The sequence below is a fragment of the Burkholderia sp. E168m22 genome (assembly GCF_001319805.1).
Classification (GTDB): domain Bacteria; phylum Pseudomonadota; class Gammaproteobacteria; order Burkholderiales; family Burkholderiaceae; genus Burkholderia; species Burkholderia orbicola.
In genome coordinates this window covers 67,956-92,669 of record NZ_BBSK01000022.1, presented here as the reverse complement: position 1 = coordinate 92,669, position 24,714 = coordinate 67,956, and the positions used below count along the sequence as shown (strand labels likewise).

Genomic DNA, 24,714 nt, shown 5'->3' with positions numbered 1-24,714 from the left:
GCGTCGGCCGCCGGGACCAGGGAGGCCATGTGGGGCAAGCCGGACAGGCGGTCGATGAACGGGCGGCGGACGATGCGCTCGCGCGCGGCGAGCGGTTTCGCGCGCTCGTGCTGCCGCATCTCGACGCCGCCTACAACCTCGCGCGCTGGCTGAGCGGCAGCGCCGGCGATGCGGACGACGTCGTCCAGGACGCGTGCATGCGAGCGCTGCGCTTCGTCGATTCGTGTCGCGGCGACAACGCGCGGCCGTGGCTGCTGACGATCGTGCGCCACACCTGGTACACCGAATGGCGGCGGCGCACGCATGCGCACGAGGTCGCGCTGCCCGACACGCTCGACGATGCCGACGTCCCGGACGACTGGCAGCCGGCGACGGAGGACCCGCTCGCGCACCTGCTTCGCGGCGAGAACGTGCGGCTCGTGAATGCGGCGCTCGCGAAGCTGCCGCCCGAATACCGCGAGGTGCTCGTGCTGCGCGAGATGGAGGACCTGAGCTACCGCGAGATCGCGGCGATCGCGGACGTGCCGGTCGGCACGGTGATGTCGCGGCTCGCGCGCGGCCGGCGCAAGCTTGCCGCGCTGCTGGGCGGCGTGCCGGCGACCGAAGGCCGGCCGGGCCGAGCGCCGGCGGGCGGAACCGCATCGGAGGCTATCGATGGACTGTAACGAAGCGCGAGCGTTGCTGGACGCGGACGTCGACCGCGAGCTGTCGGCGCCCGATGCGTTGCGGGTCCAGCAGCATGTCGAAGGGTGCGACGCGTGCCGCCGCGAACGCGCGCGGATCGTCACGCTGGTGCAGGCCGTGCGGCAGGCCGATTATCACCGCGCGCCGGACGCGCTGCGGGCGAGCATCCTCGCGAGCCTGCCGGCAGCGGCCGACGCGCCTGCTCACGAGCCGTCGCGGGCTGAGCCGCGGCCTGAGTCCCGGCCTGAGCCGCGGCGGCCGCGCGGCCGCGACTGGTTTTCCTGGCTGACCGGGCGCGGCGGGTCGGCCCGACCGGGGCCGGCCGGCACCGGCACCAGGCCGCGCGTGGCCGCGTTGCCGGGGCTCGGCTGGGGTGTCGCGTTGCTGATGGCGGTCGCGGCGGCCGGCGGAATGGCATGGTCGGCCCGCCACGCCGACACCGACCGAACGGTCGACGAACTGGTCGCGAGCCACGTGCGGGCCGACCTGTCGGCGCGCGACATCGACGTGATCTCGACCGACCAGCACACGGTCAAGCCGTGGTTCAACGGCCGGCTCGACTATGCGCCGCCGGTCGAGGATCTCGCCAGGAGCGGCTTCGCGCTGGTCGGCGGCCGGCTCGACTATGTCGGGCGACGCCGCGTCGCGGTGCTCGTCTACCGCCACCGGCAACACGTGGTCGACGTCTACGTACAGCCGGCCGGAGAGCGGCCGGCGGCCCCGTACACGACCGTGTCGCAGGGCTATGCGCTCGACCGCTGGAACGCGGCCGGGATGACGTGGTGGGCCGTGACCGACGCCGAGCCGGCGGCGCTCGCGGCGTTCCGGACGGCGCTCGACGCGCGGCTCGCCGGCACGCCCAGCGAATGACCCCAGCGGCGGCGGGCGGGCGCGTTGATGTTTCGACCCCGCCCGCCGAGAGGCCGAGCGGAGGGTGCGTGCCCCGACGGACCCGTTCAAGTCTTTGAAAACACGGCCAGAATCCGGTGACCAATCGTCGATTGGCCTTGCATGCACCCCGTAACCGGGTTAGAATCTTCGGCTTCTCACTTGCCACACCGGTTCAGACGCCCGGGTGGCTTTAATCCACAAGGAGTGTGTAATGCGTCATTACGAAATCGTATTCATCGTGCACCCGGATCAAAGCGAGCAGGTGCCCGCGATGATCGAGCGTTACAAGACCACGATCACGACGCACGGCGGCCAGATCCACCGTGTCGAAGACTGGGGCCGTCGCCAGCTGGCCTACATGATCGAGAAACTCGCGAAGGCTCACTACGTCTGCATGAACATCGAGTGCGACCAGACGACGCTCGACGAACTCGAACACGCGTTCAAGTTCAACGACGCCGTGCTGCGTCACCTCATCGTCAAGATGAAGAAGGCCGAAACCGGCCCGTCGCCGATGATGAAGGAAGTTCAGCGCGAAGAAGCCAAGAAGGCGGCTGCAGCTCAGCCGGCCGAAGCGCAGGCTTAAGTTCGTCACTCATTAAGCCATCAAGGAGCGCGCCACTCACGTGAACAGGTTGCAATTGACGGCGAGCGTCGTCGAACGCGCACCGGTGCGATATACGCCGGCAGGTGTTCCGATCGCAAGCGCCACGTTGCATCACCGCACGGAAGTCGTCGAAGCAGGCATTCCCCGTCAGGTCGAAATGACGATCGAGGCGGTGGCGGCCGGTGAGGCGAGCGGCAAGCTGGAAAGTCGTGAAATGGGCGTCGAAACGCTGTTCACGGGCTTCCTGGCCAAGAAAAGCCGCAACGCGAGAACCTTGGTGTTTCACATCACTGCATTGCAGGACACAGGAAAGGACTGAAATCATGGCCCGCCCGACTGGTAAGAAATTCGACAAGCGTCGTCAGCAACAAAACCCGCTCTTCAAGCGCAAGAAGTTCTGCCGTTTCACGGCTGCCGGCGTCGAGCAGATCGACTACAAGGACACGGAAACGCTGAAGGACTTCATCGGCGAAAACGGCAAGATCACGCCGGCTCGTCTGACGGGTACGAAGGCGCACTATCAGCGTCAGCTGGATACGGCCATCAAGCGTGCGCGTTTCCTCGCGCTGCTGCCGTACACCGATCAGCACAAGGCGTAATCAGGCGACGCAATAAGGAGAATTCGAATGCAAATCATTCTGTTGGAAAAAGTCGCCAATCTGGGCAACCTCGGCGATATCGTCAAGGTCAAGGACGGTTACGCTCGCAACTTCCTGATCCCGAACCGCAAGGCTCGCCGTGCAACGAAGGAAGCGATCGCCGAATTCGAAGTGCGCCGCGCTGAACTCGAAAAGATCGCCGCTGAAAAGCTGGCCGCATCGCAGGCAGTCGGCGAGAAGCTGAACGGTCAGTCGTTCGAAATCACGCAGAAGTCGGGCGTCGACGGCCGTCTGTTCGGCTCGGTCACGAACGGCGACGTCGCTGAACTGCTGAAGAAGGCAGGCTACGAAGTCGAGAAGCTGCAAGTGCGCATGCCGGAAGGCCCGCTGAAGATGATCGGCGAGCACAACGTGCAAGTCGCGCTGCACACGGACGTCGTCGTCGACGTCACGATCAACGTGATCGGCGACCACGCGTAAGCGTAGACGCAAGCTTGCCGGGCGGCTTCCGCCGTCCGGACAAGGGCAGGCGCCCGGGTAACCGGGGCCTGCCTTTTTTATTGCCCGCTCGCCGGCAAGCGGTGGTAGCGCTGCCGCCATCTATTCGCGATAATCCCAACCCATGAACGCGCCGCAAGATCCCCAAATCGAATCGCTGAAAGTCCCGCCGCATTCGGTCGAAGCCGAGCAGTCGGTGCTCGGCGGCCTGTTGCTCGACAACGCGGCATGGGACCGGATTGCCGACTTCCTGTCGCAGGGCGACTTCTACCGCTACGACCACCGGATCATCTACGAGCACATCGGCCGCCTGATCGCGTCGACGCGCCCGGCCGACGTCGTGACCGTGTACGAAGCGCTGACCACGTCCGGCAAGGCCGACGACGTCGGCGGGCTCGCGTACCTGAACGCGCTCGCGCAGAACACGCCGAGCGCGGCGAACATCCGCCGCTACGCGGAAATCGTGCGTGATCGCGCGGTGCTGCGCCGGCTCGTGTCGGTCGCCGACGAGATCTCGGCCGACGCCTTCAACCCGCAGGGCAAGGAAGTCCGCCAGCTGCTCGACGAAGCCGAGTCGAAGGTGTTCTCGATCGCCGAAGAGGGCGCGCGCGGCAACCAGGGCTTCCTCGAGATCGGCCCGCTGCTCACGCAGGTGGTCGAGCGCATCGACACGCTGTACCACACCGCGAACCCGAGCGACGTCACCGGCACGCCGACGGGCTTCGTCGACCTCGACCGGATGACGTCCGGGATGCACGGCGGCGAACTGATCATCGTCGCGGGGCGCCCGTCGATGGGTAAAACGGCGTTCTCGATGAACATCGGCGAATACGTCGCGGTCGAGTATGGATTGCCGGTCGCGGTGTTCTCGATGGAAATGCCGGGCACCCAGCTCGTGATGCGTATGCTCGGCTCGATCGGCCGGCTCGACCAGCACCGGATGCGCACGGGCCGCCTGACGGACGAGGACTGGCCGAAGCTGACGCACGCGGTGCAGAAGATGAGCGAGGCACAGCTCTTCATCGACGAGACGGGCGGCCTGAACCCGATGGAATTGCGCTCGCGCGCTCGGCGTCTGGCGCGGCAGTGCGGCAAGCTCGGCCTGATCATCGTCGACTACCTGCAGCTGATGTCGGGTTCGTCGCAGGGCGAGAACCGCGCGACCGAAATTTCCGAAATCTCGCGATCGCTGAAGAGCCTCGCGAAGGAACTCGACGTGCCGGTGATCGCGCTGTCGCAGTTGAACCGCGGCCTCGAACAGCGCCCGAACAAGCGTCCGGTGATGTCGGATTTGCGCGAATCGGGCGCAATCGAACAGGATGCGGACGTGATCCTGTTCATTTATCGCGATGAGGTCTACAATCCGGACAGCCCTGACAAGGGGACGGCCGAAATCATCATCGGCAAGCAGCGTAACGGTCCGATCGGGCCCGTTCGGCTCACGTTCCTGGGGCAATACACGAAGTTCGACAATTTTGCCGGGGCGCAGACCTTCTACGGCGAGTAAAGCCGGTTGTAAACACCTATTTCGCCAAATGTTGTATCCAATCCCGGCGTGCGCATATGCGCACGTCGCGTCGCGACCGAAACCGGTACAATGTCGCCCGTTTTCGTGACAGTAGTTTGACAATCTCTCAGGAATCCCATGTTCGGTCGATTCATGCCCACCGAGGGCAAGTTCTTTGAACTCTTCAACGCGCACGCGAAGCACATCGTTTCCGGTGGCCGCGAGCTCGAACTGCTGATCGACAATCTCGCCGACGCCGAGATTCACAAGCAAAACGTGCAAATCGCCGAGAAGGCCGCCGACAAGCTCACGCACGAGGCGATCGATCTGCTGCACAAGACTTTCATCACGCCGCTCGATCGCGACGAGATCCACAAGCTGATCACGACGATGGACGACATCCTCGACCTGATGGAAGACGTCGCGACGGCCGTGTCGCTGTACGACGTGCAGTCCGTCACGTCCGAGGCGAGCCAGCTCGCGCACATCGTCACCCAGTCGGCGCAACACGTGCAGCAAGCCGTCGGCTTGCTGTCCGACATGAAACAGTCGGCGCAGATCCTCAAGCAATGCGAGGAAATCGACCGCTGGGAATCGGAAGCCGACCGCGTGCTGCGCGCGGCGATGTCGAAGCTGTTCCGCGAAGAAGACGACGTGAAGACGCTCATCAAGCTGAAGGCGATCTACGAGCTGCTCGAAGAGATCACCGACAAGTGCGAGGACGTCGCGAACATCATCGAAGGCATCGTGCTGGAAAACGCCTGAGCGGACCACGATGCATTCGATACAACTCGCCCTATGGATGGTCGCGGCACTGGTGCTCGTCGCGCTCGTATTCGACTTCATGAACGGCTTTCACGACGCGGCGAACTCGATCGCCACCGTCGTGTCGACCGGGGTGCTGAAGCCCCAGCAGGCCGTCGTGTTCGCGGCCGCGTTCAACGTGATCGCGTACTTCATCTTCCACCTGAAAGTCGCGCAGACCGTCGGTAAAGGCACGATCGACCCCGACATCGTCGACCATTACGTCATATTCGGCGCGCTGGTCGGCGCGATCGGCTGGAACGTGATCACCTGGTACTACGGGATTCCGTCGAGCTCGTCGCACGCGCTGATCGGCGGGCTCGTCGGTGCGGCGCTCGCGAAGTCGGGCTGGAGCTCGCTGAACATCGACGGGCTGCTGAAGACGATCGCGTTCATCTTCATTTCGCCGCTGCTCGGTTTCATCCTCGGTTCGCTGTTCATGCTCGGCGTGTCGTGGCTGTATTTCCGTACCGCGCCCAGCAAGGTCGACCGGCGCTTCCGCCGGCTGCAGCTGCTGTCGGCCGGGCTGTACAGCCTGGGCCACGGCGGCAACGACGCACAGAAGACGATCGGTATCATCTGGATGCTGCTGATCGCGAGCGGCTACGCGTCGGCGACCGCCGATGCGCCGCCGGCGTGGGTGATCGGCGCGTGTTACCTGTCGATGGGCCTCGGTACGCTGTTCGGCGGCTGGCGCATCGTGCGCACGATGGGCCAGAAGATCACGAAGCTCAAGCCGGTCGGCGGTTTCTGTGCGGAAAGCGGCGGGGCGATCACGCTGTTCGTCGCGTCGTTCCTCGGCATTCCCGTGTCGACCACGCACACGATCACCGGCGCGATCGTCGGTGTCGGCGCCACGCAGAAGCTGTCGGCCGTGCGCTGGGGTGTCGCCGGCAACATCGTGTGGGCGTGGGTGCTGACGCTGCCGGCGGCCGCGCTGTTCGCGGCCGGCGGGTGGTGGCTCGGGCACCAGATCTTCTGATCGCCGACGCCGCCTGATCGACGCGAAATGCGCCGCGAGCCGAAAGGCCGCGGCGCATTTTCTTTTGGGGGGGGGCGGAAGGTTGCGGCGAAGCGGCAGCGGATACCGTCGACGTCACCGTCGCCCGGCAAGCAACAATCGATCAGTAACTGCCGGTCGCAAACCGTGCTATCGGATCGTCCGCCGTACTCGTGCGCGGGCTGACGGGTGCAGATTGCGTCGACGCACGCAATACCTGCACGGGCGCGGGCTCGATACTGCGTGCCGGCGTCGACGCGGTGGCGGGCGGCGGCTCTGCATCGAAGGCGGCAGCCTGGGCGGCCGTCAGCGCGGTCGTCGGAATCTGCGTGCCGACCTCCGCCGACGCGGCCGGTCCTGCATTGGCCGCCATCGCGGTTGCGCCGTCATTCACCGACGTGGCTTGCTGCTGGGCCGCCTGCATCCTCGGTGGCGGCGGTTCATACGGATCGGCGGCCGGTGCTGCCGGTGCAGCTGCGGCGGCCGTCACGACCGGCGTGCTCGGGATGGCCGGTGCCTGTGTCTGCGTTGCTCTTGCTTGCGACGACGCATACGCGGGCTGCCGCTGTGCGACGGCAGCCGTCACGACCACCGGAGCGGCCGCGACCACCGGCGGATTACGCGGCTCGTCACGCTTGGCCTCGTAAGTCGGCGCATCGAACGGCGTCGGGGCCGAGCGCGGCGGCGCGACGCGGCGAATGCCGTCGAATCGCTTGGCCCAGTACGGGTTCGTCAGGTAGTCGAGCCGTACGGTGCCGCCCGTCGACGGCGCGTTGACGAAGCGCAGCTTGCCGACATAGATGCCGACGTGCGAATGCGGCCGTCCGGTCGTATTGAAGAAAATCAGGTCGCCCGGCGCGATCTCGTCGGGTTCGACCGATACGCCGCGGCCGCTCATGTCGGCAGTCGTGCGCGGCAGGTTCACGTCGGCCGCGCGGCCGATCACGTAGCGCACGAGCCCGCTGCAGTCGAAGCCGCTCGTCGGCGTGTTGCCGCCCCAGCGATACGGGACGCCGACGAGGCTCATCGCCTGGATCGAGATTTCTTCCTGGCCGACGCTGTGGTCGACGAATTTCGGGAAATTGGCGGGCGCGGGGAATGCGCGCGGCGTCGTGATCTTCATCCCCGAAGCGGAACGCGATGCCGACTGCGGCGGCACGCTGGAACAGGCCGCAAGCAGGGAGACGACGGCGACGGGAACCCAGATTCGAAGCATGGCAAGGCGGGCGAGCGCGGCGCGCTCGCGAATCGTATGACAACAGATAGGCCCGATGGTAGACGCTCCAGCGGGGCTTAGGCAACCATTCTTGAGAATTTACTTGAAGTTTCGCGCGTAAACTGCGTTGTTGCGTGACGGGGCATTACCTTCGTTTTCGACCCCAAATAAAAACGGCGCTCCGGAAACGGAGCGCCGTGTGGCGTCGAAAGCCGGCCGGTCGGCCGGCGTGCGCGTTACAGAATGTCCGACGCGTAGTCGGCGAGCCGCGAGCGTTCGCCGCGTGCGAGGGTCACGTGGCCGCTGTGGCCCCAGCCCTTGAAGCGGTCGACGACGTAGGTCAGGCCCGAGCTGCCTTCGGTCAGGTAAGGCGTGTCGATCTGCGCGATGTTGCCGAGGCACACGATCTTCGTGCCGGGGCCCGCGCGCGTGACGAGCGTCTTCATCTGCTTCGGCGTCAGGTTCTGCGCCTCGTCGATGATCAGATACTTGTCGACGAACGTGCGGCCGCGCATGAAGTTCATGCTCTTCACCTTCAGGCGCGAGCGGATCAACTCCTGCGTCGCGGCACGGCCCCATTCGCCGGCCGCGTCGTCGGTCTTCTGCAGCACTTCGAGGTTGTCGTCGAATGCACCCATCCACGGCTGCATCTTCTCTTCCTCGGTGCCGGGCAGGAAACCGATGTCCTCGCCGACGGGCACGGTCGCGCGCGTCACGATGATCTCGTTGTAGCGCTTGTCGTCGAGCACCTGCGCGAGGCCGGCCGCGAGCGCGACGAGCGTCTTGCCGGTGCCGGCCTGACCGAGCAGCGTGACGAAGTCGATCTCGGGGTTCATCAGCAGGTTCAGCGCGAAGTTCTGCTCGCGGTTGCGCGCGGTGATGCCCCACACGTTGTTCTTGTGGTGGCTGTAGTCGCGCAGCGTCTGCAGCAGCGCCGTCTTGCCGTTCAGCTCGCGGACGATCGCGTGGAACGTCGGCTCGCCGTTCTGCGGCTCGAGATAGACGAACTCGTTGACGAGCATCGACGCGACGAGCGGGCCGGTCACGCGGTAGTACGTGGTGCCCGTCTTCGTGTCCTGCCAGCTCTCCATGCCCTTCGCATGCTTGGTCCAGAAGTCCTGCGGCAGTTCGCGCACGCCGTTGTACAGGAGATCCGAATCCTCGAGGACCTGGTCGTTGAAGTAGTCTTCCGCGGGCAGGCCGAGCGCGTGCGCCTTGATCCGCATGTTGATGTCTTTCGACACCAGCACGACCTGGCGGTCGGGCCGGTCGCGCTGCAGCGCGCGCACGACGCCGAGGATCTGGTTGTCGGCCTTGCCTGCGGGCAAGCCTTCGACCGGCGCGATGTCGGCGAGCTTCGTCTGGAAGTACAGGCGGCCGACCGCCTCGCGGCTGCCGAGGCGCGACAGCGGGATGCCGTCCGAGATCGGGCCGCCGTCGGCGACCAGCGCGTCGAGCGTGCGGCTGACCTGACGGGCGTTACGCGCGACTTCGGACATCCCCTTCTTGTGGTTGTCGAGTTCCTCGAGCGTCATCATCGGCAGATAGACGTCGTGTTCCTCGAAGCGGAAGAGGCTGCTCGGGTCGTGCATCAGCACGTTGGTGTCGAGCACGAACAGTTTCTGCTGTTCGACTTCGGCGGGCTTGCGGCTGCGCGACTTCGTCGCGGCGCCGGCATCGCGCGCGGGCGCGGCGGCCGGTTTCCCGGTGGCCGGCTTGTCGTTGCGTGCAACGACCGGTGCCGCGGGGGCCGCAGGCGCCTGCAGCGGCTGCAACAGCGCGGCCGTCTGTCGGGTCTTGCGGCCTCGCGCGGGCGCGCTCGCGGCATCGGGCGCCGAAGACGCGACGGCACGCAGCGGCGCGGCCGTGTTCGCGGCTTCGATCATCGGTTGGGCCACGCTGGCCGGACCATAGTCACCGGCTGTGGATGCGTCCCCTTCGGCGGATTTCTTCGCGGCTTTCGCGGGCCGCGCTTTCGCCTTGTATTCGTCGGGCGGCAGCAGGCTGCCGAGCTTGCTGGGGGGAGTAGGCAAAGGCATGGTGTCCCTCGGGAGGAATCGTGTCGCATGGCGTGCGCCGCTGATCGCATCCTGCGTGACGTAGACGCATGCAGTTTGCGCGCGGTGGCGCACAGGAATTTCGTCTAGCCGGTTCGCCTAAGTGTCGATCAGCTCCTCGATGCGGTAAGGGCCGGACCGGGGAGGGCCGGCGCGCGTTCCATAAAAAAAGCCGCTGCCCCGTCGACAGGGACATGCGGCTCGGCTGATGCCGTCGTGCGCGTCAGGTGCCGGGAAGCATTGCAACGGGCACGGGCGCAGCTACGAGAAATATGGGGCGAACTGGCATTCATTGCGGCCCAATATAACGCGCCTCAAAGCGCTTGTACAGCCTTTAGCACGTCGTCCACGTGACCCGGTACCTTGATGCCGCGCCATGCCTGGCGAAGCACGCCGTCGGCGTCGAGCAGGAACGTCGAGCGCTCGATTCCGCGCACTTCCTTGCCATACATTTTCTTCATCTTGATGACATCGAACAGCGCGCACAGTGCTTCGTCGGCATCGGAAATCAGCGGGAACGGCAGTTCGAGCTTGGCCTTGAAATTGTCGTGCGAGCGCAGGCTGTCGCGCGACACGCCGATGACTTCCGCACCGGCCTTCTTGAACTTCGGATAGAGATCGCGGAACTGCAGCCCTTCGGTCGTGCAGCCCGGCGTGTTGTCCTTCGGATAGAAGTACAGCACGAGCTTCTTGCCCTTCAGGTCGGACAGCGAAACGTCGCCGCCCGTGGCCGGTGCGGTGAAATCGGGAACTTGACGGTCAACTTCGACAGACACGTGTTTCTCCTGTTGTTATGGAAGGGCGCCGCCGCGGCGGCGCGGTTCGGCGGGGCGTCGCGGCAGCGCGCCGCAAGGGCGGAGCGGCGACGCCGGCTCGCGCGCGAACTCAGTCGGGCTGGACGATCAGTTCGCCGGAGCGGCCGGGGATTTCGCCCCACGTGACAGGGTACGATGGCAGCGAGTCGCGGTCCAGCGTCGCGTGGTAGTCGCCCATCGTCGCGAACGTGTGGCCTTGCGCGCGCCAGCCGGCGAGCAGTTGCTCGAACACGGGCGCGAGCTTCTGGCCTTCCAGCTCCGCATGCAGCGTGAACACCTGGTCGTGCGGATTGGTTGCGGTGAACGCGAGGATGTGCGCGGCGACGTTGTGCGTGTCGACGCCGTCGATGCCGAGTACTTCGTCGAGCGTCGGCAGCGTGGTCGGCATTTGCACATGCGACAGCGTGCGGCCGCCGACGACGGGCAGGTACGGCGAGTGGCCGCGGCCGTCGGATGCGTAGCGCATCCCCCACGCGTCGATCTGCTCGAACGCGGCATCGTTCATCTGCCAGCCGGCCGCGCCGTGCGTGACGGGCGGCGCGCCGAAGATCTCGATGAAGCGCGCGTGACTCTTCTGCATTTCACGCGCGGTCCAGTCGCGGTCGCGTACGCGCACGTTGTCTTGCCAATACACGTGATCCCACGTGTGGATCCCGCATTCGAAGCCGGCCTCGTGAATCGCGCGCATGTCGGCGATCGCGCGGCGGCCGATGTCGGGACCGGGCAGCAGCACGCCGTACATCAGCTGCTTCACGCCGTAGTGTTCGACCACCGACGTGCGCGACACCTTCTTCAGGAAGCCCGGGCGGAACACGCGCCGCAGTGCCCAGCCGGTGTGATCCGGGCCGAGGCTGAAGAGGAAGGTCGCGCGCGCATTGAAGCGATCGAAGATGCGCGCGAGGTTCGGCACGCCTTCGCGCGTGCCGCGCAGCGTGTCGACGTCGATCTTGAGGACGATACGAGCCAAGCGAACGTCCCGGTCAGCCTTGCTGTTCGACGAGCGCGCGCGCGTCGGCGACGTGGCCGCGATACGCTTCGAAGATGTTGCGCAGCGCGTCGTCGAACGTCGCCTGCGGCGCCCAGCCGAGCTCCTGCATCGTATTGTCGATCTTCGGCACGCGGTTCTGCACGTCCTGGTAGCCGTTGCCGTAGTAGGCGCCGGACGTCGTTTCGACGAGCTTCACCTGCTTGGCCGAATCGGCGTACTCGGGGAATTCTGCGGCCAGTTCGAGCATCTTGTGCGCAAGCTCGCGAACCGAGAAGTTGTTCTTCGGATTCCCGATGTTGTAGATCTTGCCCGACGCGACGCCGCCCTTGTTCTCGATGATCTTCATCAGCGCGCTGATGCCGTCGCCGATATCGGTGAACGCGCGCTTCTGCGAACCGCCGTCGACGAGGCTGATGTTCTCGCCGCGCACGATGTGGCCGAGGAACTGCGTGACCACGCGCGAGCTGCCTTCCTTCGGCGTGTAGATCGAGTCGAGGCCCGGGCCGATCCAGTTGAACGGACGGAACAGCGTGAAGTTCAGGCCTTCCATCCCGTAACCCCAGATCACGCGGTCCATCAGCTGCTTCGAGCACGCGTAGATCCAGCGCGGCTTGTTGATCGGGCCGTAGGTGAGCGCCGACGCGTCCGGGTCGAACTGCTCGTCCGAGCACATGCCGTAGACCTCGGAGGTCGACGGGAACACCAGGTGCTTGCCGTACTTGACGGCCGAGCGCACGATCGGCAGGTTTGCCTCGAAGTCGAGCTCGAACACGCGCAGCGGCTGCTGGACGTAGGTGGCCGGCGTAGCGATCGCGACGAGCGGCAGGATCACGTCGCACTTCTTCACGTGATACTCGACCCACTCCTTGTTGATCGTGATGTCGCCTTCGAAGAAATGCATCCGCTCGTGGTTGACGAGGTCGCCCAGCCGGTCGGTCTGCATGTCCATGCCGAACACTTCCCAATCGGTGGTTTCAAGAATGCGTTTCGACAGGTGATGGCCGATGAAGCCGTTCACACCCAGGATCAGGACTTTTTTTGCTTTCATGAATGACGGGAAGAATGAATGAACTGCGCGAATTCCGCGGGCGTCACGACGGTTTCGCTGCCGTCGCGCTGCTGCCGGAGTTCGAGAATGGATAGGGCGCGGCTGTCGCCGCAGACGCCGAATAGCGCATTATCGCTTACGTGCAGGCCGGGCGGCAAATCCGCCGCGGCGGCCGCTGCCGCGCTGCCGGGCGCCGCGAGGCGCGCCCGCGCGATCACGAAGCGCGCGCCGTCGACGTCCGTGAATGCGCCCGGATACGGGGGCGCGACCGCGCGCACCAGGTTGTAGACCTGCGCGGCCGGCTTCGACCAGTCGACGCGGCCGTCCTCGGGCTTGCGCCCGCCGTAGTAGCTGCCGGTCGCGAGATCGTTCGGCAGGTGCGGCGCCTCGCCCGCGAGCAGCGCGGGCAGCACGCGCCACAGCGTCTGCTCGGCAGCCACCGTGACTTTGTCGAACACCTGCGCAGCCGTGTCGTCCGGCAGGATCGGCACCGCGGTCTGGGCGATGATCGCGCCCGCGTCGGGCTTGGCGGCCATCTCGTGCAGCGTCGCGCCGGTCTCGGTCTCGCCGTTCAGCACGGCCCAGTTGGTCGGTACCCGACCCCGGTATTTCGGCAGCAGCGAACCGTGCATGTTGTACGCGCCGCGCGGCGCGATCGCGAGCAGGTCCACCGGCAGCATGTGGCGGTAGTAGAACGAGAAGATGAAATCGGGCTGCGCGTCGGACACCGCGCGGCGCAGCGCCGGATCGGCGGGATCGGCCGGCGTGAGCACCGAAATGCCGTGCTCGGCCGCGACGGATGCGACGCTGCCGAACCAGATGTTCTCGTTCGGATTGTCCTCGTGCGTGACGACCAGCGCGACGTCGACGCCGCGTGCGAGCAGCACCTGCAGGCACCGCACGCCGACGTTGTGATACGCGAAGACGACCGCGCGCGGCTTCATTGCGCGGCTCCCGGGCGGTTCGCGGCGGCCGGCACCGGCGGCACGCCGTCGTGCTGCTCGAGCACGGCCTGGATCAGGTAGCGGGGACGCGCGCGCACCTGCTGGTAGATGCGGCCGACGTATTCGCCGAGCAGGCCGAGCGCGAAGATGATCACGCCGAGCAGGAAGAACGTGATCGCGAACAGCGTGAACACGCCTTGCACTTCCGCGCCGACGATGAAGCGGCGCACGAGCAGCAGCACGAACAGCGCGGCGGAGCCGAGCGACAGGATCACGCCGATGAACGACAGCCACTGCAGCGGCACGACCGAGAAGCCCGTCACGAGGTCGAAGTTCAACCGGATCAGGCTGTACAGCGAATATTTCGATTCGCCCGCGAAGCGTTCCTCGTGCGCGACCTCGATTTCGGTCGGCCTCTGCGCGAACGTGTACGCGAGCGCGGGGATGAATGTGTTGACTTCACCGCACACGTTGATCGTGTCGATGATGCGGCGGCTGTACGCGCGCAGCATGCAGCCCTGGTCGGTCATCTTGATGCGCGTGATGCGCTCGCGCAGCCGGTTCATCATCTGCGACGCCTTGCGCCGCCACAGGCTGTCCTGGCGCTGCTTGCGGATCGAGCCGACGTAGTCGTAGCCCTCGCGCATCTTCGCGATCAGCTTGCCGATTTCCTCGGGCGGGTTCTGCAGGTCGGCGTCGAGCGTGATGACGATCTCGCCGCGCGACTGCGCGAAGCCCGCGAGGATCGCCATGTGCTGGCCGTAGTTGCCGTTGAGCAGCACGATGCGCGTCGTGTCGGGCCGTACGTGGAACTGATCGGCGAGCATCGCGGCCGAGCGGTCGCGGCTGCCGTCGTTGATCAGGATCACTTCGTACGACGTGTCGAGTGCGTCGAGCGCCGGATACAGCCGCGCGAACAGCGCGGCGAGGCCGTCTTCCTCGTTGTACACGGGGATGATGACCGACACTTCCGGCCGGCCGGCGTCCAGATGCGCGGCGCCCGGATGCCCGGCGCGTGCTTCAAGGTGACTCATGTACGCTTATTTTCCGTATTGTTCGCAAATCTGATTGACGGCGTCGACCACGCGACGCACGTCGCCTTCCGTCATCTGCGTAAACAGCGGCAGCGTGACGGTCGACGCGCCGTACCGTTCGGCGTGGGGGAACATGCCCTCCTTGAAGCCGCGCGCACGATACAGCGTGAAAAGATGGATCGCCGGGTAGTGGATGCCGGTGCCGATGCCGCGTTCCTTCATTTGCGCCATGAATTCGGCGCGCGTGATCGTCAGCCGCTCGAGCGGCAGCGTGACCAGGAACATGTGCCAGTTGCCGTTCTCGAATTCGGCGACCGGCAGGCCGAGGCCCAGCTTCACGGCCGCGCCGCCGTCGAACGCGGCGAAATACGCACGGGCGAGCGCGCGGCGCTGCGCGGTGAAGCGCTCGATGTGCGGCAACTGGCCGAGGCCGACGCGCGCGGCGACGTCGGTCAGGTTGTACTTGCCGCCGAGCACGTCGCAGTCCATCCCGTCGAAGCCGGTGCGCGTGATGCCCTGCAGCCGATACTTCTGCGCGAGCGCCGCTTCGTCCTCGTTGTTCAGCACGAGCGCGCCGCCTTCGATCGTCGTCAGGTTCTTGTTCGCGTGGAAGCTGAACGACACGATGTCGCCGATCGCGCCGATGCGCTTGCCGTTCCACGTCGAGCCGAACGCCTGCGCGGCATCCTCGATCACGCGCAGCTTGTGCGCGCGGGCGATCGCGTACAGGCGGTCCATGTCGACCGGCAGGCCGGACAGGAACACGGGGATGATCGCCTTGGTGCGCGGCGTGATCGCCTGCTCGAGCTTGTCGAGGTCGATGTTGCGCGTGACGGGGTCGATGTCCGCGAACACGGGCGTCGCGCCCGTCTCGATGATCACGTTGCTGGTCGAGACCCACGACGCCGGCGTCGTGATCACCTCGTCGCCGGGGCCGACGCCGGCGATGCGCAGGCCGATCTCGAGCGTACAGGTGCCCGAATTGAAGGCGCGAACCGGACGGCCGCCGCAGTACTCGGACAGCGCGGCCTCGAATTTCTGGCACTGCGGGCCGGTGGTGATCCAGCCCGAGCGCAACACGTCGACGACGCCCTGGATGGTTTCCTCATCGATCTCGGGGCGGGTGAACGGCAGAAACGGAGCGGTAGTCTGGCTCATGAACGCGTTGGGCCTGTAATGGCGTGTAATAAAAGGGTCGGGCGATCCGCCCGAAACCGGCATTAAACACCGGTTGGCGGATTCGTACCGTGATTTTTTGTAGGCGGACGCTTAACGGCGCGGGCCGCGCTCAGCTGCGCGCCAGCACGAGCACACCGATCAGGATGATGCCGATGCCGACGAGCTTCTGGACCGACAGCACCTCGCCGAACAGGTACCACGCCGCGAACGCGTTGACGACGTAGCCGAGCGACAGCATCGGATACGCGATCGACACGTCGACCCGCGACAACCCGACGATCCACACCACGACGCTCAGTACATAGCAGCCGAGGCCGCCGATGATCGGCAGCTGGGTCGCGATCTTCAGGCCGACCGGGAGGATGTTCGCACGGCTGAATTCGAAGTGTCCAACGGCGTTGACGCCGGCTTTCAGCAGAAGTTGCGCACAGGCGTTGAGCATCACGCCGGTGACGATGCAGACGAACGAAACGGGGTTCATGCGGAGGACGTCCTTACGATTGCGGTTTCTCGACGATCACGCGGCGGTTGTCGCGCGCGATCACGCGCATCGGCACGCCTTCCTTGACCAGCGCGTCGTACTGGCCGGGCGGCATGATCGCGAGCGCATGGGTGTCCTGCTTCCAGCGCGTGATCCATTCGCCGACGGTCGGGACCCACTTGTTCGGCTCGACCGAGATCCCGAACGCGAGCTCGTCCTGGCGCTGGACCATGATCGTCGTGTGGCCCATGTAGAACGGGAACGTGTGATCGAGCATTTCGATCGAGTAGAACGGCGTATCGGGCGGCAGCTTCGCCAGTTCGGCGCGCACGGCCGGTGCGAGCAACGCGCCCGAGCTGTAGCGGCCGAACTCGTCGTGTCCGGTACCGCCGATCGTGCCGAACGCGAGCCACGCGGCGCCGAACGCCGCGAGCGCGGCGGCCACGCCCGCGCGGCGGTTCAGCCAGGCGGCCGCGAGCGTCAGCGCGGCCGAGACCGCGAGGCCGGCGTACAGCCACATCTGAAACGCCCGGTACAGCGCGTTCGGCGTGCGGGCGTCGCCCTGATACGCGAGGAAGATGATCCCGAACGCCGCGGCGACGAAGAACACGAGGTAGCCGAGCAGGTGGCGGCGGAAGCGCTCGGCCGTCATCAGCGGCAGGTACGCGCCGATGATCAGCGCGAGCGCCGGCGCGACCGGCAGCACGTACGAGATCAGCTTCGAATGCGACGCGCTGAAGAACAGGAAGATGAACGCGCTCCAGATCAGCAGCACGAGCATCGGCGAGAAGCCGTTCGGCTGGCGCGGCATGCGCAGCGCATGGCGGATGCTCTGCCACGCGACCGACAGCCACGGCAGGAAGCCGACCAGCAGCACGGGCACGAAGTAGTACAGCGGGCCCGGGCGGTTCTGTTCCGGGGTCAGGTACCGGCGGAACTGCTGGACGACGAAGAAGAAGTTGAAGAATTCGGGGTTGCGCTGCTGGACGAGCACGAACCACGGCGTGACGATCGCGAAGAAGATCACCAGGCCGCTGACGAGATACAGGCGCTTCCACAGCGCCCAGTCGCGCGCGATCAGTGTATACAGCACGAGCACGGCGCCGGGCAGGATCAGCCCGACGAGGCCCTTGGACAGCACCGCGAACGCCATCGCGGCCCAGCACGCCCACATCCAGCCGCGTACCGCGGCCGGGCGCAGCCCGGGCCGCTGCGCGAGCAGCAGCGAGCAGAGCGACAGCGCCATCCAGAACGCGAGCCCCATGTCGAGCGCGTTGAAGTGGCCCATCAGGTTCCAGTACGGCGCGCTGGCGAGCACGACGGCCGCGAGGAAGCCCGACAGCGGGTTGAACAGGCGCGCGCCGGTGTAGCCGACGAGCAGCACGCCGGCGAAGCTCGCGACGGCCGTGTAGAGGCGCGCCTGCCATTCGCCGATACCGAACCACGCGAACGTCAGCGCGTTCAGCCAGGTCTGCAGCGGCGGCTTCTCGAAGTACTTGTAACCGTTGTAGCGCGGCGTGATCCAGTCGCCGGTGACGAACATCTCGCGCGCCATTTCCGCGTAGCGGCCTTCGTCGCTCGGGATCAGGTGGCGCAGCCCGAGTGGCGCGAACCAGACGATCGCGAGCGCGACGAGCAGGAGGACGAGCGTGATGCGATTGAGCGGTAGCCTCGACGGCGTATCGTTCATGGGTTTTCAGCCTGTTGGTTGTTGTGACGGGGCCGCCGGCGGGCAGCGCCGGGGCGGGCGGCCTGGCCGGGCCGATCGGGGGATCGACCCGCTGCGCCGGCCCGAGTTTTACCGCATCGGGGATTAACGTTCAATTAAGAGCGCGGCGGCGACTTTGCGGCCCTCGGCCATCAGGATGTTGTAGGTGCGGCAGGCGGCCTGGAAATCCATCGTCTCGACGCCGATCCGCTTCGCGGTGAGCGCTGCGACGAGGCGCGGGTGCGGAAAGCGCAGCCGCGCGCCGCTGCCGAAGATCACGAGTTCGGGCGTCGGGTCGAGCAGCATCGCGAAATGCTCGGGCGCGAGCGCGTCGAACGACGACACGGGCCAGGCCTGGACCGGCGCGCCGGGCAGCACGATGACGCTCGTTTCATGGCGTTCGAGATTGACGTCGACATAATCGGGGCCGTAGCCGGTGACGGTGTTGAGCGCGCCGCTCGTGTCCTGGTGCAGTTTCAAATCGGTATTCCGCGGTTCCGTAGGGGAATGGATTGGCCGGGCCGCAGGGGCCCCGCTGGCCGGTTTCGCGCGGCCGGGCACGCGCGGACGCCCGACGGCGCGGGCCCGGCGCGGCTATGGTGCATTGCGAAAGTCGGCCAAAATCCGCTAAATTATAACTTTTTGGTCGCCCCCGGGCGCCACTTGCGTCGTGCGTCGCCACAAGCCGCGTCCGACCGCCGCTTTTTCCCAGTCTAGACAGCGCGCACAGACCGGCCGCTTTCCAGTTTTGATCCCGTCCCCCCGGCCGCAAGGCCAACCCAGGAACCGTGTCGTCGTGAAACCGATTCAGAAGTCGAACAAGCTGCTCAACGTCTGCTACGACATCCGTGGCCCGGTGCTCGAGCACGCGAAGCGCCTCGAGGAAGAAGGCCACCGCATCATCAAGCTGAACATCGGCAACCTCGCGCCGTTCGGTTTCGACGCGCCCGACGAGATCATCCAGGACATGATCCGCAACCTGCCGGCGTCGTCCGGCTATTCGGATTCGAAGGGCGTGTTCTCGGCGCGCAAGGCGGTGATGCACTACACGCAGGAAAAGGGCGTCGTCGGCGTCGGCCTCGACGACATCTACATCGGCAACGGCGCGTCCGAGCTGATCGTGATGGCGACCCAGGCGCTCCTGAACGACGGCGACGAAGTGCTGCTGCCCGCGCCCGACTACCCGCTGTGGACGGCGGCCGTGAGCCTGTCGGGCGGCACGCCCGTGCACTACGTATGCGACGAGCAGAACGCGTGGATGCCCGATCTCGACGACATCCGCAGCAAGATCACGCCGAACACGAAGGCGATCGTCGTGATCAACCCGAACAATCCGACCGGCGCGCTTTATTCCGACGAATTGCTGCTCGAACTGCTCGAGATCGCGCGCCAGCACGGGCTGATCGTGTTCGCCGACGAGGTCTACGACAAGATCGTCTACGACGGCCTCGAGCATACGGCGCTGGGTTCGCTGTCGGAGGACGTGATCACCGTCACGTTCAACAGCCTGTCGAAAAGCTATCGGTCGTGCGGCTATCGCGCGGGCTGGATGGCCGTGTCCGGCCTCGGCGGCGACAACCGCCGGCGCGCGAAGGACTACCTCGAAGGGCTCGGCATCCTGTCGTCGATGCGTCTGTGCGCGAACGTGCCCGGCCAGTTCGCGATCCAGACGGCGCTCGGCGGCTACCAGAGCATCAACGAGCTGATCGTGCCGAACGGGCGCCTGTACAAGCAGCGCGAACTCGCGTATGACATGCTGACGTCGATCCCGGGCGTGACCTGCGTGAAGCCGCAGGCCGCGCTGTACATGTTCCCGCGCCTCGACCCGAAGCTCTACCCGATCCAGAACGACCAGCAGTTCATTCTCGACCTGTTGCTCGAGGAGCGCGTGCTGCTCGTACAGGGCACGGGTTTCAACTGGGCGACGCCGGACCACTTCCGCGTGGTCTTCCTGCCGAACCTCGACGACCTGGCCGATTCGATCAACCGGATCGCACGCTTCCTCGACGGCTACCGCAAGCGCCATTCGGTCTGAGCGGGCAGGGCCACACGGAACTCACTACTTCTTACTCATCGATCACACGCAGCATGGAACCGATCAAAGTTGGCCTGTTGGGCTTCGGCACCGTCGGCAGCGGCACCTTCACGGTGTTGCACCGCAACCAGGAAGAAATCAAACGACGCGCGGGGCGCGGCATCGAGGTCGCGCGCATTGCCGTGCGCAACCCCGCCAAGGCGCAGGCCGCGCTCGGCGGCAACGCCGGCACCGCGCAGATCACCGATGATTTCAATGCGGTCGTCGACGATCCGTCGATCGCGATCATCGCCGAGATGATCGGCGGCACGGGCATCGCGCGCGAGCTCGTGCTGCGCGCGATCGCGAACGGCAAGCACGTCGTGACGGCGAACAAGGCGCTGCTCGCGGTGCACGGCACCGAGATCTTCGAAGCCGCGCGCGAGAAGGGCGTGATGGTCGCGTTCGAGGCGGCCGTCGCCGGTGGCATCCCGATCATCAAGGCGCTGCGCGAAGGCCTGACCGCGAACCGCATCCAGTACATCGCCGGCATCATCAACGGCACGACGAACTACATCCTGTCGGAAATGCGCGACCGCGGGCTCGACTTCGCGACCGCGCTGAAGGCCGCGCAGGAGCTCGGCTACGCGGAAGCCGATCCGACCTTCGACATCGAAGGCGTCGACGCCGCGCACAAGGCGACGATCATGAGCGCGATCGCGTTCGGCGTGCCGGTGCAGTTCGACCGCGCGTACGTCGAGGGCATCAGCAAGCTCGACGCGACCGACATCCGCTATGCGGAAGAACTCGGCTACCGGATCAAGCTGCTCGGCATCGCGCGCCGCGCCGCCAACGGCATCGAGCTGCGCGTGCACCCGACGCTGATCCCGGAAAAGCGCCTGCTCGCGAACGTCGAGGGCGCGATGAACGCGGTCGTCGTGCACGGCGATGCAGTCGGCACGACGCTGTACTACGGCAAGGGCGCGGGCGCGGAGCCGACCGCGTCGGCCGTCGTCGCGGATCTGGTCGACGTCACGCGCCTGCACACGGCCGATCCCGAGCATCGCGTGCCGCACCTCGCATTCCAGCCGGACAGCCTGTCGAACACGCCGATTTTGCCGATCGAGGAAGTGACGAGCGGCTACTACCTGCGCCTGCGCGTGGCCGACCAGACCGGCGTGCTCGCCGCGATCACGCGCATCCTCGCCGAATCGGGCATCTCGATCGACGCGCTGCTGCAGAAGGAGTCGGAGCAGATCGACGGCGCGAACGGCGAGACCGACATCATCCTGATCACGCACGAGACGGTCGAGAAAAACGTCAACGCGGCGATCGCGCAGATCGAGAGCCTGGCGACGGTGGTCTCGAAGGTAACGAAGCTGCGCATGGAAGCGCTGAACTGAGGCTGACGACATGAACTACATCTCCACGCGCGGCGCCGGCATCGGCGAGCGCCATACGTTCTCCGACATCCTGCTCGGCGGTCTCGCGAAGGACGGCGGCCTCTACCTGCCGGCCGAGTATCCGAAGGTGTCCGCCGACGAGCTCGCGCGCTGGCGCACGCTGTCGTACGCGGATCTCGCGTTCGAGATCCTGTCGAAGTTCTGCGACGACGTGCCGGCCGACGACCTGCGCGCGATCACGCGCCGTACCTACACGGCTGCCGTGTACAGCAACACGCGCCACGGCGAGAACGCATCCGACATCACGCCGCTGAAGACGCTCGGCACCGAGCACGGCACGGCGCTGTCGCTGCTCGAACTGTCGAACGGCCCGACGCTCGCGTTCAAGGACATGGCGATGCAGTTGCTCGGCAACCTGTTCGAGTACACGCTCGCGAAGCACGGCGAAGCGCTGAACATCCTCGGCGCGACGTCGGGCGACACCGGCAGCGCGGCCGAATACGCGATGCGCGGCAAGGCCGGCGTGCGCGTGTTCATGCTGTCGCCGCACAAGAAGATGAGCGCGTTCCAGACGGCGCAGATGTTCAGCCTGCAGGACCCGAACATCTTCAACCTCGCGGTCGAAGGCGTGTTCGACGACTGCCAGGACATCGTGAAGGCCGTGTCGAACGATCACGCGTTCAAGGCGCAGCAGAAGATCGGCACCGTCAACTCGATCAACTGGGCGCGCGTCGTCGCGCAGGTCGTGTACTACTTCAAGGGCTATTTCGCGGCGACGCGGTCGAACGACGAGCGCGTGTCGTTCACGGTGCCGTCGGGCAACTTCGGCAACGTCTGCGCGGGCCACATCGCGCGGATGATGGGGCTGCCGATCGCGAAGCTGGTGGTCGCGACCAACGAGAACGACGTGCTCGACGAATTCTTCCGCACCGGCGCGTATCGCGTGCGCAGCGCCGAGCACACCTATCACACGAGCAGCCCGAGCATGGACATCTCGAAGGCATCGAACTTCGAGCGCTTCGTGTTCGACCTGCTCGGCCGCGATCCGGCGCGCGTGATGCAACTGTTCCGCGACGTCGAGGAGAAGGGCGGCTTCGATCTCGCGGCGAGCGGCGATTTCGCGCGCGTGGCCGAATTCGGTTTCGTGTCGGGCCGCAGCAGCCACACCGACCGCATCGCGACGATCCGCGACGTGTTCTCGCGCTACGACACGATGATCGATACGCATACGGCCGACGGCGTGAAGGTCGCGCGCGAGCATCTGGAGGCCGGCGTGCCGATGGTCGTGCTCGAGACGGCGCAGCCGATCAAGTTCGGCGAGACGATCCGCGAAGCGCTCGATCGCGAAGCCGAGCGGCCGGCCGCCTTCGACGGGCTCGAGGCGCTGCCGCAGCGCTTCGAGGTCGTGAAGGCCGACGCGCAGCAGGTGAAGGACTTCATCGCCGCCCATACGGGCGCATGACGCACGGCCGGGCCCGCGGGCCCGGCGGCGCAGGACGGCCGGAATGCCGATTCGTCGAACGGATCGGGGTTCCGGCCGTTTCGTTTGGTACTCAGGTTTGGCACGCGGCCATCGTCCGTCGCGCGAAACAAGTGCCAGACCCGTGCGTTCGCGCCGATTACAGTCTTCGCATGTTCGCCATATCGCGCGTCCGCGTGACGGCGTCGCTACAATGACGTATTGATTCCAACGATCCCCGATTCCATCGATGTCGAACCCGAATCCCGCGGCGCCGCGCGCGCCGATGCTGTCGACCGCCGAGGCGCTCGCCGCGCTGCTCGACGCCGCGAAGCCGCTGCCCGGCGCCGAAACCGTCGCCACGCTCGACGCGCTCGGCCGCGTGCTGGCGGCCGACGTGAGCTCGCCGCTCGACGTGCCGCCGATGCATACCAGCGCGATGGACGGCTATGCGGTGCGCGTCGCCGATTTGTTGCACGGCGATCGACGGTTGCCGGTTTCGCAGCGCATCCCGGCCGGCCATCCGGCGCAACCGCTTGCGGCCGGCACGGCCGCGCGGATCTTCACCGGCGCGACGGTGCCGCCCGGCGCCGACGCCGTCGTGATGCAGGAGCAGGCAGCGGCCGACGGCGACGCGGTCGAGATCCTGCACACGCCGAAGGCCGGTGAATGGATCACCGCGCAGGGCGCGGACATCCGCCAGGGTGCGGTGATCCTCCCGGCCGGCACGCGGCTCACGCCGCAGGCGCTGGGTCTCGCCGCGTCGGTCGGCTGCGCGCGGTTGTCGGTCGCGCGGCGGATTCGCGTGGCGGTGTTCTTCACCGGCGACGAACTGACGATGCCGGGCGAGCCGCTGAAGCCCGGCGCGATCTACAACTCGAACCGCTTCACGCTGCGCGGGCTGCTCGAGCGGCTCGGCTGCCACGTGACCGACTACGGGATCGTGCCAGACTCGCTGGCCGCGACGCGCGACACGCTGCGCGCGGCCGCCCGCGATCACGACGTGATCCTGACGAGCGGCGGCGTGTCGGTCGGCGACGAGGATCACGTGAAGCCGGCCGTCGAGGCCGAAGGGCGGCTCGCGCTGTGGCAGATCGCGATGAAGCCCGGCAAGCCGCTCGCGTACGGCGCGGTGCGGCGCGGCGACGAGCGCGCCGATGCGCACTTCATCGGGCTGCCCGGCAACCCCGTCTCGAGCTTCGTCACGTTCCTGCTGTTCGTGCGGCCGTTCCTGCTGCGCCTGTCCGGCGTGCGCGACGTCGCGCCGCGCGCGTTGTCGCTGCGTGCCGATTTTTCGCAGAGCAAGGGCGACCGGCGCAACGAATTCCTGCGTGCGCGCGTCAACGCAGCCGGCGGTCTCGACCTGTTCCCGAACCAGAGCTCGGCCGTGCTGACGTCGACGGTCTGGGGCGACGGCCTGATCGACAATCCGCCGCAGCATGTGATCAGCGCAGGCGAGACCGTGCGTTTCATCCCGTTTTCCGAATTGCTGTCGTAACGCGACGGCTTCCCGAACCATGAAGATTCAACTGAAATTTTTTGCAAGCGTGCGCGAGGCGCTGGGCGTGGCCGATGAAGAAGCCAACGTGCCGGACAGCGTGACGACCGTCGGCGACGTGCGCGCATGGCTGCGCGTGCGCGGTGGCGCGTGGGCCGATACGCTCGCCGAAGGGCGCGCGTTGCGCATGGCGTGCAACCACGAGATGACCGATCCCGACACGCGGCTCACCGAGGGCTGCGAGGTCGCGTTCTTCCCGCCGGTGACGGGTGGTTGAGGC

At 66.3% G+C, this 24,714-nt stretch carries 25 protein-coding genes and 1 pseudogene; 15 read left to right on the top strand and 11 right to left on the bottom strand.

Translation table 11 applies throughout. The annotated features are described in order from the left end of the window. The first annotated feature begins 29 nt into the window (after positions 1-29). From AP428_RS06945 to AP428_RS06905, 9 genes are all read left to right on the top strand, one after another. Positions 30-665, top strand: coding sequence for an RNA polymerase sigma factor (locus tag AP428_RS06945; protein ID WP_011549646.1), 636 nt, complete (start codon positions 30-32; stop codon positions 663-665). Beyond that, positions 655-1,554 carry an anti-sigma factor gene (locus AP428_RS06940; RefSeq protein WP_011549647.1) on the top strand — a complete coding sequence of 300 codons (900 nt, stop codon included), beginning with the start codon at positions 655-657 and terminating at the stop codon, positions 1,552-1,554. Before AP428_RS06945 ends, AP428_RS06940 begins: the two co-directional genes overlap by 11 nt. A 232-nt stretch (positions 1,555-1,786) precedes the next feature. Next, positions 1,787-2,161, top strand: a complete 375-nt coding sequence (rpsF, locus tag AP428_RS06935; RefSeq protein WP_011549648.1) for a 30S ribosomal protein S6 — start codon at positions 1,787-1,789, stop codon at positions 2,159-2,161. 40 nt (positions 2,162-2,201) lie between these two features. Further along, entirely contained in the window at positions 2,202-2,501 is a 300-nt protein-coding gene (gene priB / locus AP428_RS06930) for a primosomal replication protein N (RefSeq protein WP_011549649.1), read from the top strand. Positions 2,502-2,505: 4 nt separating this feature from the next. Next, entirely contained in the window at positions 2,506-2,781 is a 276-nt protein-coding gene (gene rpsR, locus AP428_RS06925) for a 30S ribosomal protein S18 (protein WP_004193360.1), read from the top strand. Between the two features lie 27 nt (positions 2,782-2,808). Then, positions 2,809-3,261, top strand: coding sequence for a 50S ribosomal protein L9 (rplI, locus tag AP428_RS06920; RefSeq protein ID WP_006486256.1), 453 nt, complete (start codon positions 2,809-2,811; stop codon positions 3,259-3,261). Positions 3,262-3,403: 142 nt separating this feature from the next. Further along, entirely contained in the window at positions 3,404-4,786 is a 1,383-nt protein-coding gene (locus tag AP428_RS06915; RefSeq protein WP_006486249.1) for a replicative DNA helicase, read from the top strand. A 138-nt stretch (positions 4,787-4,924) separates the two neighbouring features. Then, the gene (locus AP428_RS06910) at positions 4,925-5,551 is read left to right on the top strand and encodes a DUF47 domain-containing protein (protein ID WP_006478627.1); all 627 of its coding nucleotides are present in this window, start codon (positions 4,925-4,927) and stop codon (positions 5,549-5,551) included. A gap of 10 nt (positions 5,552-5,561) precedes the next feature. Then, positions 5,562-6,572: an inorganic phosphate transporter gene (locus tag AP428_RS06905; protein ID WP_006478628.1), complete on the top strand. Its 1,011-nt coding sequence runs from the start codon at positions 5,562-5,564 to the stop codon at positions 6,570-6,572. A gap of 142 nt (positions 6,573-6,714) precedes the next feature. Here AP428_RS06905 and AP428_RS06900 read toward each other — a convergent pair whose 3' ends face one another. Together AP428_RS06900 and AP428_RS06895 are read right to left on the bottom strand one after the other, a co-directional pair. Next, complete coding sequence (locus AP428_RS06900; protein WP_011549650.1) at positions 6,715-7,806, bottom strand: C40 family peptidase; 1,092 nt, start codon at positions 7,804-7,806, stop codon at positions 6,715-6,717. A 236-nt stretch (positions 7,807-8,042) separates the two neighbouring features. Then, a complete protein-coding gene (locus tag AP428_RS06895) occupies positions 8,043-9,845 on the bottom strand; it encodes a PhoH family protein (protein WP_011694301.1) in 1,803 nt (600 codons plus the stop codon). On the opposite strand from AP428_RS06895, the pseudogene AP428_RS37385 reads away from it, so the two are divergent. After that, positions 9,741-9,982, top strand: a pseudogene (locus AP428_RS37385) (hypothetical protein); the annotation flags it as partial. The gene AP428_RS06895 and the pseudogene AP428_RS37385 sit on opposite strands and share 105 nt — an antisense overlap. A 195-nt stretch (positions 9,983-10,177) precedes the next feature. Here the strand turns inward: AP428_RS37385 and AP428_RS06890 are convergent. From AP428_RS06890 to AP428_RS06850, 9 genes are all read right to left on the bottom strand, one after another. Then, entirely contained in the window at positions 10,178-10,639 is a 462-nt protein-coding gene (locus AP428_RS06890; protein WP_011549652.1) for a peroxiredoxin, read from the bottom strand. Between the two features lie 109 nt (positions 10,640-10,748). Further along, positions 10,749-11,645, bottom strand: a complete 897-nt coding sequence (locus AP428_RS06885; protein WP_011549653.1) for a polysaccharide deacetylase family protein — start codon at positions 11,643-11,645, stop codon at positions 10,749-10,751. A gap of 13 nt (positions 11,646-11,658) precedes the next feature. After that, a complete protein-coding gene (locus tag AP428_RS06880) occupies positions 11,659-12,714 on the bottom strand; it encodes a bifunctional UDP-4-keto-pentose/UDP-xylose synthase (RefSeq protein WP_006478632.1) in 1,056 nt (351 codons plus the stop codon). Continuing rightward, positions 12,711-13,658: a formyltransferase gene (locus tag AP428_RS06875; protein WP_011549654.1), complete on the bottom strand. Its 948-nt coding sequence runs from the start codon at positions 13,656-13,658 to the stop codon at positions 12,711-12,713. Before AP428_RS06875 ends, AP428_RS06880 begins: the two co-directional genes overlap by 4 nt. Continuing rightward, the gene (locus tag AP428_RS06870) at positions 13,655-14,692 is read right to left on the bottom strand and encodes a glycosyltransferase (protein WP_011549655.1); all 1,038 of its coding nucleotides are present in this window, start codon (positions 14,690-14,692) and stop codon (positions 13,655-13,657) included. The genes AP428_RS06875 and AP428_RS06870 overlap by 4 nt, the downstream gene beginning before the upstream one ends. Before the next feature lie 6 nt (positions 14,693-14,698). Continuing rightward, entirely contained in the window at positions 14,699-15,850 is a 1,152-nt protein-coding gene (locus AP428_RS06865; RefSeq protein ID WP_041489547.1) for a DegT/DnrJ/EryC1/StrS aminotransferase family protein, read from the bottom strand. A 130-nt stretch (positions 15,851-15,980) separates the two neighbouring features. Then, positions 15,981-16,352, bottom strand: coding sequence for an EamA family transporter (locus AP428_RS06860; RefSeq protein WP_006478635.1), 372 nt, complete (start codon positions 16,350-16,352; stop codon positions 15,981-15,983). A gap of 13 nt (positions 16,353-16,365) precedes the next feature. Next, positions 16,366-18,042, bottom strand: coding sequence for a glycosyltransferase family 39 protein (locus AP428_RS06855; protein WP_011549657.1), 1,677 nt, complete (start codon positions 18,040-18,042; stop codon positions 16,366-16,368). Positions 18,043-18,165: 123 nt separating this feature from the next. Beyond that, positions 18,166-18,540 (bottom strand): Mth938-like domain-containing protein, encoded by a 375-nt coding sequence (locus AP428_RS06850; RefSeq protein WP_012328660.1) that lies wholly within the window; start codon positions 18,538-18,540, stop codon positions 18,166-18,168. A gap of 316 nt (positions 18,541-18,856) precedes the next feature. Here AP428_RS06850 and AP428_RS06845 point away from each other — a divergent pair, with 316 nt between their 5' ends. From AP428_RS06845 to moaD, 5 genes are all read left to right on the top strand, one after another. Beyond that, the gene (locus tag AP428_RS06845; RefSeq protein ID WP_027809476.1) at positions 18,857-20,095 is read left to right on the top strand and encodes a pyridoxal phosphate-dependent aminotransferase; all 1,239 of its coding nucleotides are present in this window, start codon (positions 18,857-18,859) and stop codon (positions 20,093-20,095) included. A 53-nt stretch (positions 20,096-20,148) separates the two neighbouring features. Further along, on the top strand, positions 20,149-21,477 hold the full coding sequence (locus AP428_RS06840; protein WP_006478639.1) for a homoserine dehydrogenase: 1,329 nt from the start codon (positions 20,149-20,151) through the stop codon (positions 21,475-21,477). Between the two features lie 10 nt (positions 21,478-21,487). Beyond that, on the top strand, positions 21,488-22,939 hold the full coding sequence (gene thrC, locus AP428_RS06835; protein WP_011549660.1) for a threonine synthase: 1,452 nt from the start codon (positions 21,488-21,490) through the stop codon (positions 22,937-22,939). Positions 22,940-23,186: 247 nt separating this feature from the next. Next, positions 23,187-24,434, top strand: a complete 1,248-nt coding sequence (glp, locus tag AP428_RS06830) for a gephyrin-like molybdotransferase Glp (protein ID WP_011549661.1) — start codon at positions 23,187-23,189, stop codon at positions 24,432-24,434. A 19-nt stretch (positions 24,435-24,453) separates the two neighbouring features. Beyond that, positions 24,454-24,711 (top strand): molybdopterin converting factor subunit 1, encoded by a 258-nt coding sequence (gene moaD, locus AP428_RS06825; protein WP_006478642.1) that lies wholly within the window; start codon positions 24,454-24,456, stop codon positions 24,709-24,711. The last annotated feature ends 3 nt before the right edge of the window (positions 24,712-24,714 follow it).

What these genes read in the sequence shown, in the direction of transcription:
- AP428_RS06905 (WP_006478628.1), top strand. Translation starts at nt 5,562, where the DNA reads ATGCATTCGATACAACTCGCCCTATGGATGGTCGCGGCACTGGTGCTC.
- AP428_RS06900 (WP_011549650.1), bottom strand. Translation starts at nt 7,806, where the DNA reads ATGCTTCGAATCTGGGTTCCCGTCGCCGTCGTCTCCCTGCTTGCGGCC.
- rplI (WP_006486256.1), top strand. Translation starts at nt 2,809, where the DNA reads ATGCAAATCATTCTGTTGGAAAAAGTCGCCAATCTGGGCAACCTCGGC.
- moaD (WP_006478642.1), top strand. Translation starts at nt 24,454, where the DNA reads ATGAAGATTCAACTGAAATTTTTTGCAAGCGTGCGCGAGGCGCTGGGC.
- AP428_RS06880 (WP_006478632.1), bottom strand. Translation starts at nt 12,714, where the DNA reads ATGAAAGCAAAAAAAGTCCTGATCCTGGGTGTGAACGGCTTCATCGGC.
- AP428_RS06865 (WP_041489547.1), bottom strand. Translation starts at nt 15,850, where the DNA reads ATGAGCCAGACTACCGCTCCGTTTCTGCCGTTCACCCGCCCCGAGATC.
- AP428_RS06875 (WP_011549654.1), bottom strand. Translation starts at nt 13,658, where the DNA reads ATGAAGCCGCGCGCGGTCGTCTTCGCGTATCACAACGTCGGCGTGCGG.
- AP428_RS06910 (WP_006478627.1), top strand. Translation starts at nt 4,925, where the DNA reads ATGTTCGGTCGATTCATGCCCACCGAGGGCAAGTTCTTTGAACTCTTC.
- AP428_RS06840 (WP_006478639.1), top strand. Translation starts at nt 20,149, where the DNA reads ATGGAACCGATCAAAGTTGGCCTGTTGGGCTTCGGCACCGTCGGCAGC.
- AP428_RS06915 (WP_006486249.1), top strand. Translation starts at nt 3,404, where the DNA reads ATGAACGCGCCGCAAGATCCCCAAATCGAATCGCTGAAAGTCCCGCCG.
- rpsR (WP_004193360.1), top strand. Translation starts at nt 2,506, where the DNA reads ATGGCCCGCCCGACTGGTAAGAAATTCGACAAGCGTCGTCAGCAACAA.
- AP428_RS06895 (WP_011694301.1), bottom strand. Translation starts at nt 9,845, where the DNA reads ATGCCTTTGCCTACTCCCCCCAGCAAGCTCGGCAGCCTGCTGCCGCCC.
- rpsF (WP_011549648.1), top strand. Translation starts at nt 1,787, where the DNA reads ATGCGTCATTACGAAATCGTATTCATCGTGCACCCGGATCAAAGCGAG.
- AP428_RS06940 (WP_011549647.1), top strand. Translation starts at nt 655, where the DNA reads ATGGACTGTAACGAAGCGCGAGCGTTGCTGGACGCGGACGTCGACCGC.
- thrC (WP_011549660.1), top strand. Translation starts at nt 21,488, where the DNA reads ATGAACTACATCTCCACGCGCGGCGCCGGCATCGGCGAGCGCCATACG.
- AP428_RS06855 (WP_011549657.1), bottom strand. Translation starts at nt 18,042, where the DNA reads ATGAACGATACGCCGTCGAGGCTACCGCTCAATCGCATCACGCTCGTC.
- glp (WP_011549661.1), top strand. Translation starts at nt 23,187, where the DNA reads ATGTCGAACCCGAATCCCGCGGCGCCGCGCGCGCCGATGCTGTCGACC.
- AP428_RS06860 (WP_006478635.1), bottom strand. Translation starts at nt 16,352, where the DNA reads ATGAACCCCGTTTCGTTCGTCTGCATCGTCACCGGCGTGATGCTCAAC.
- AP428_RS06870 (WP_011549655.1), bottom strand. Translation starts at nt 14,692, where the DNA reads ATGAGTCACCTTGAAGCACGCGCCGGGCATCCGGGCGCCGCGCATCTG.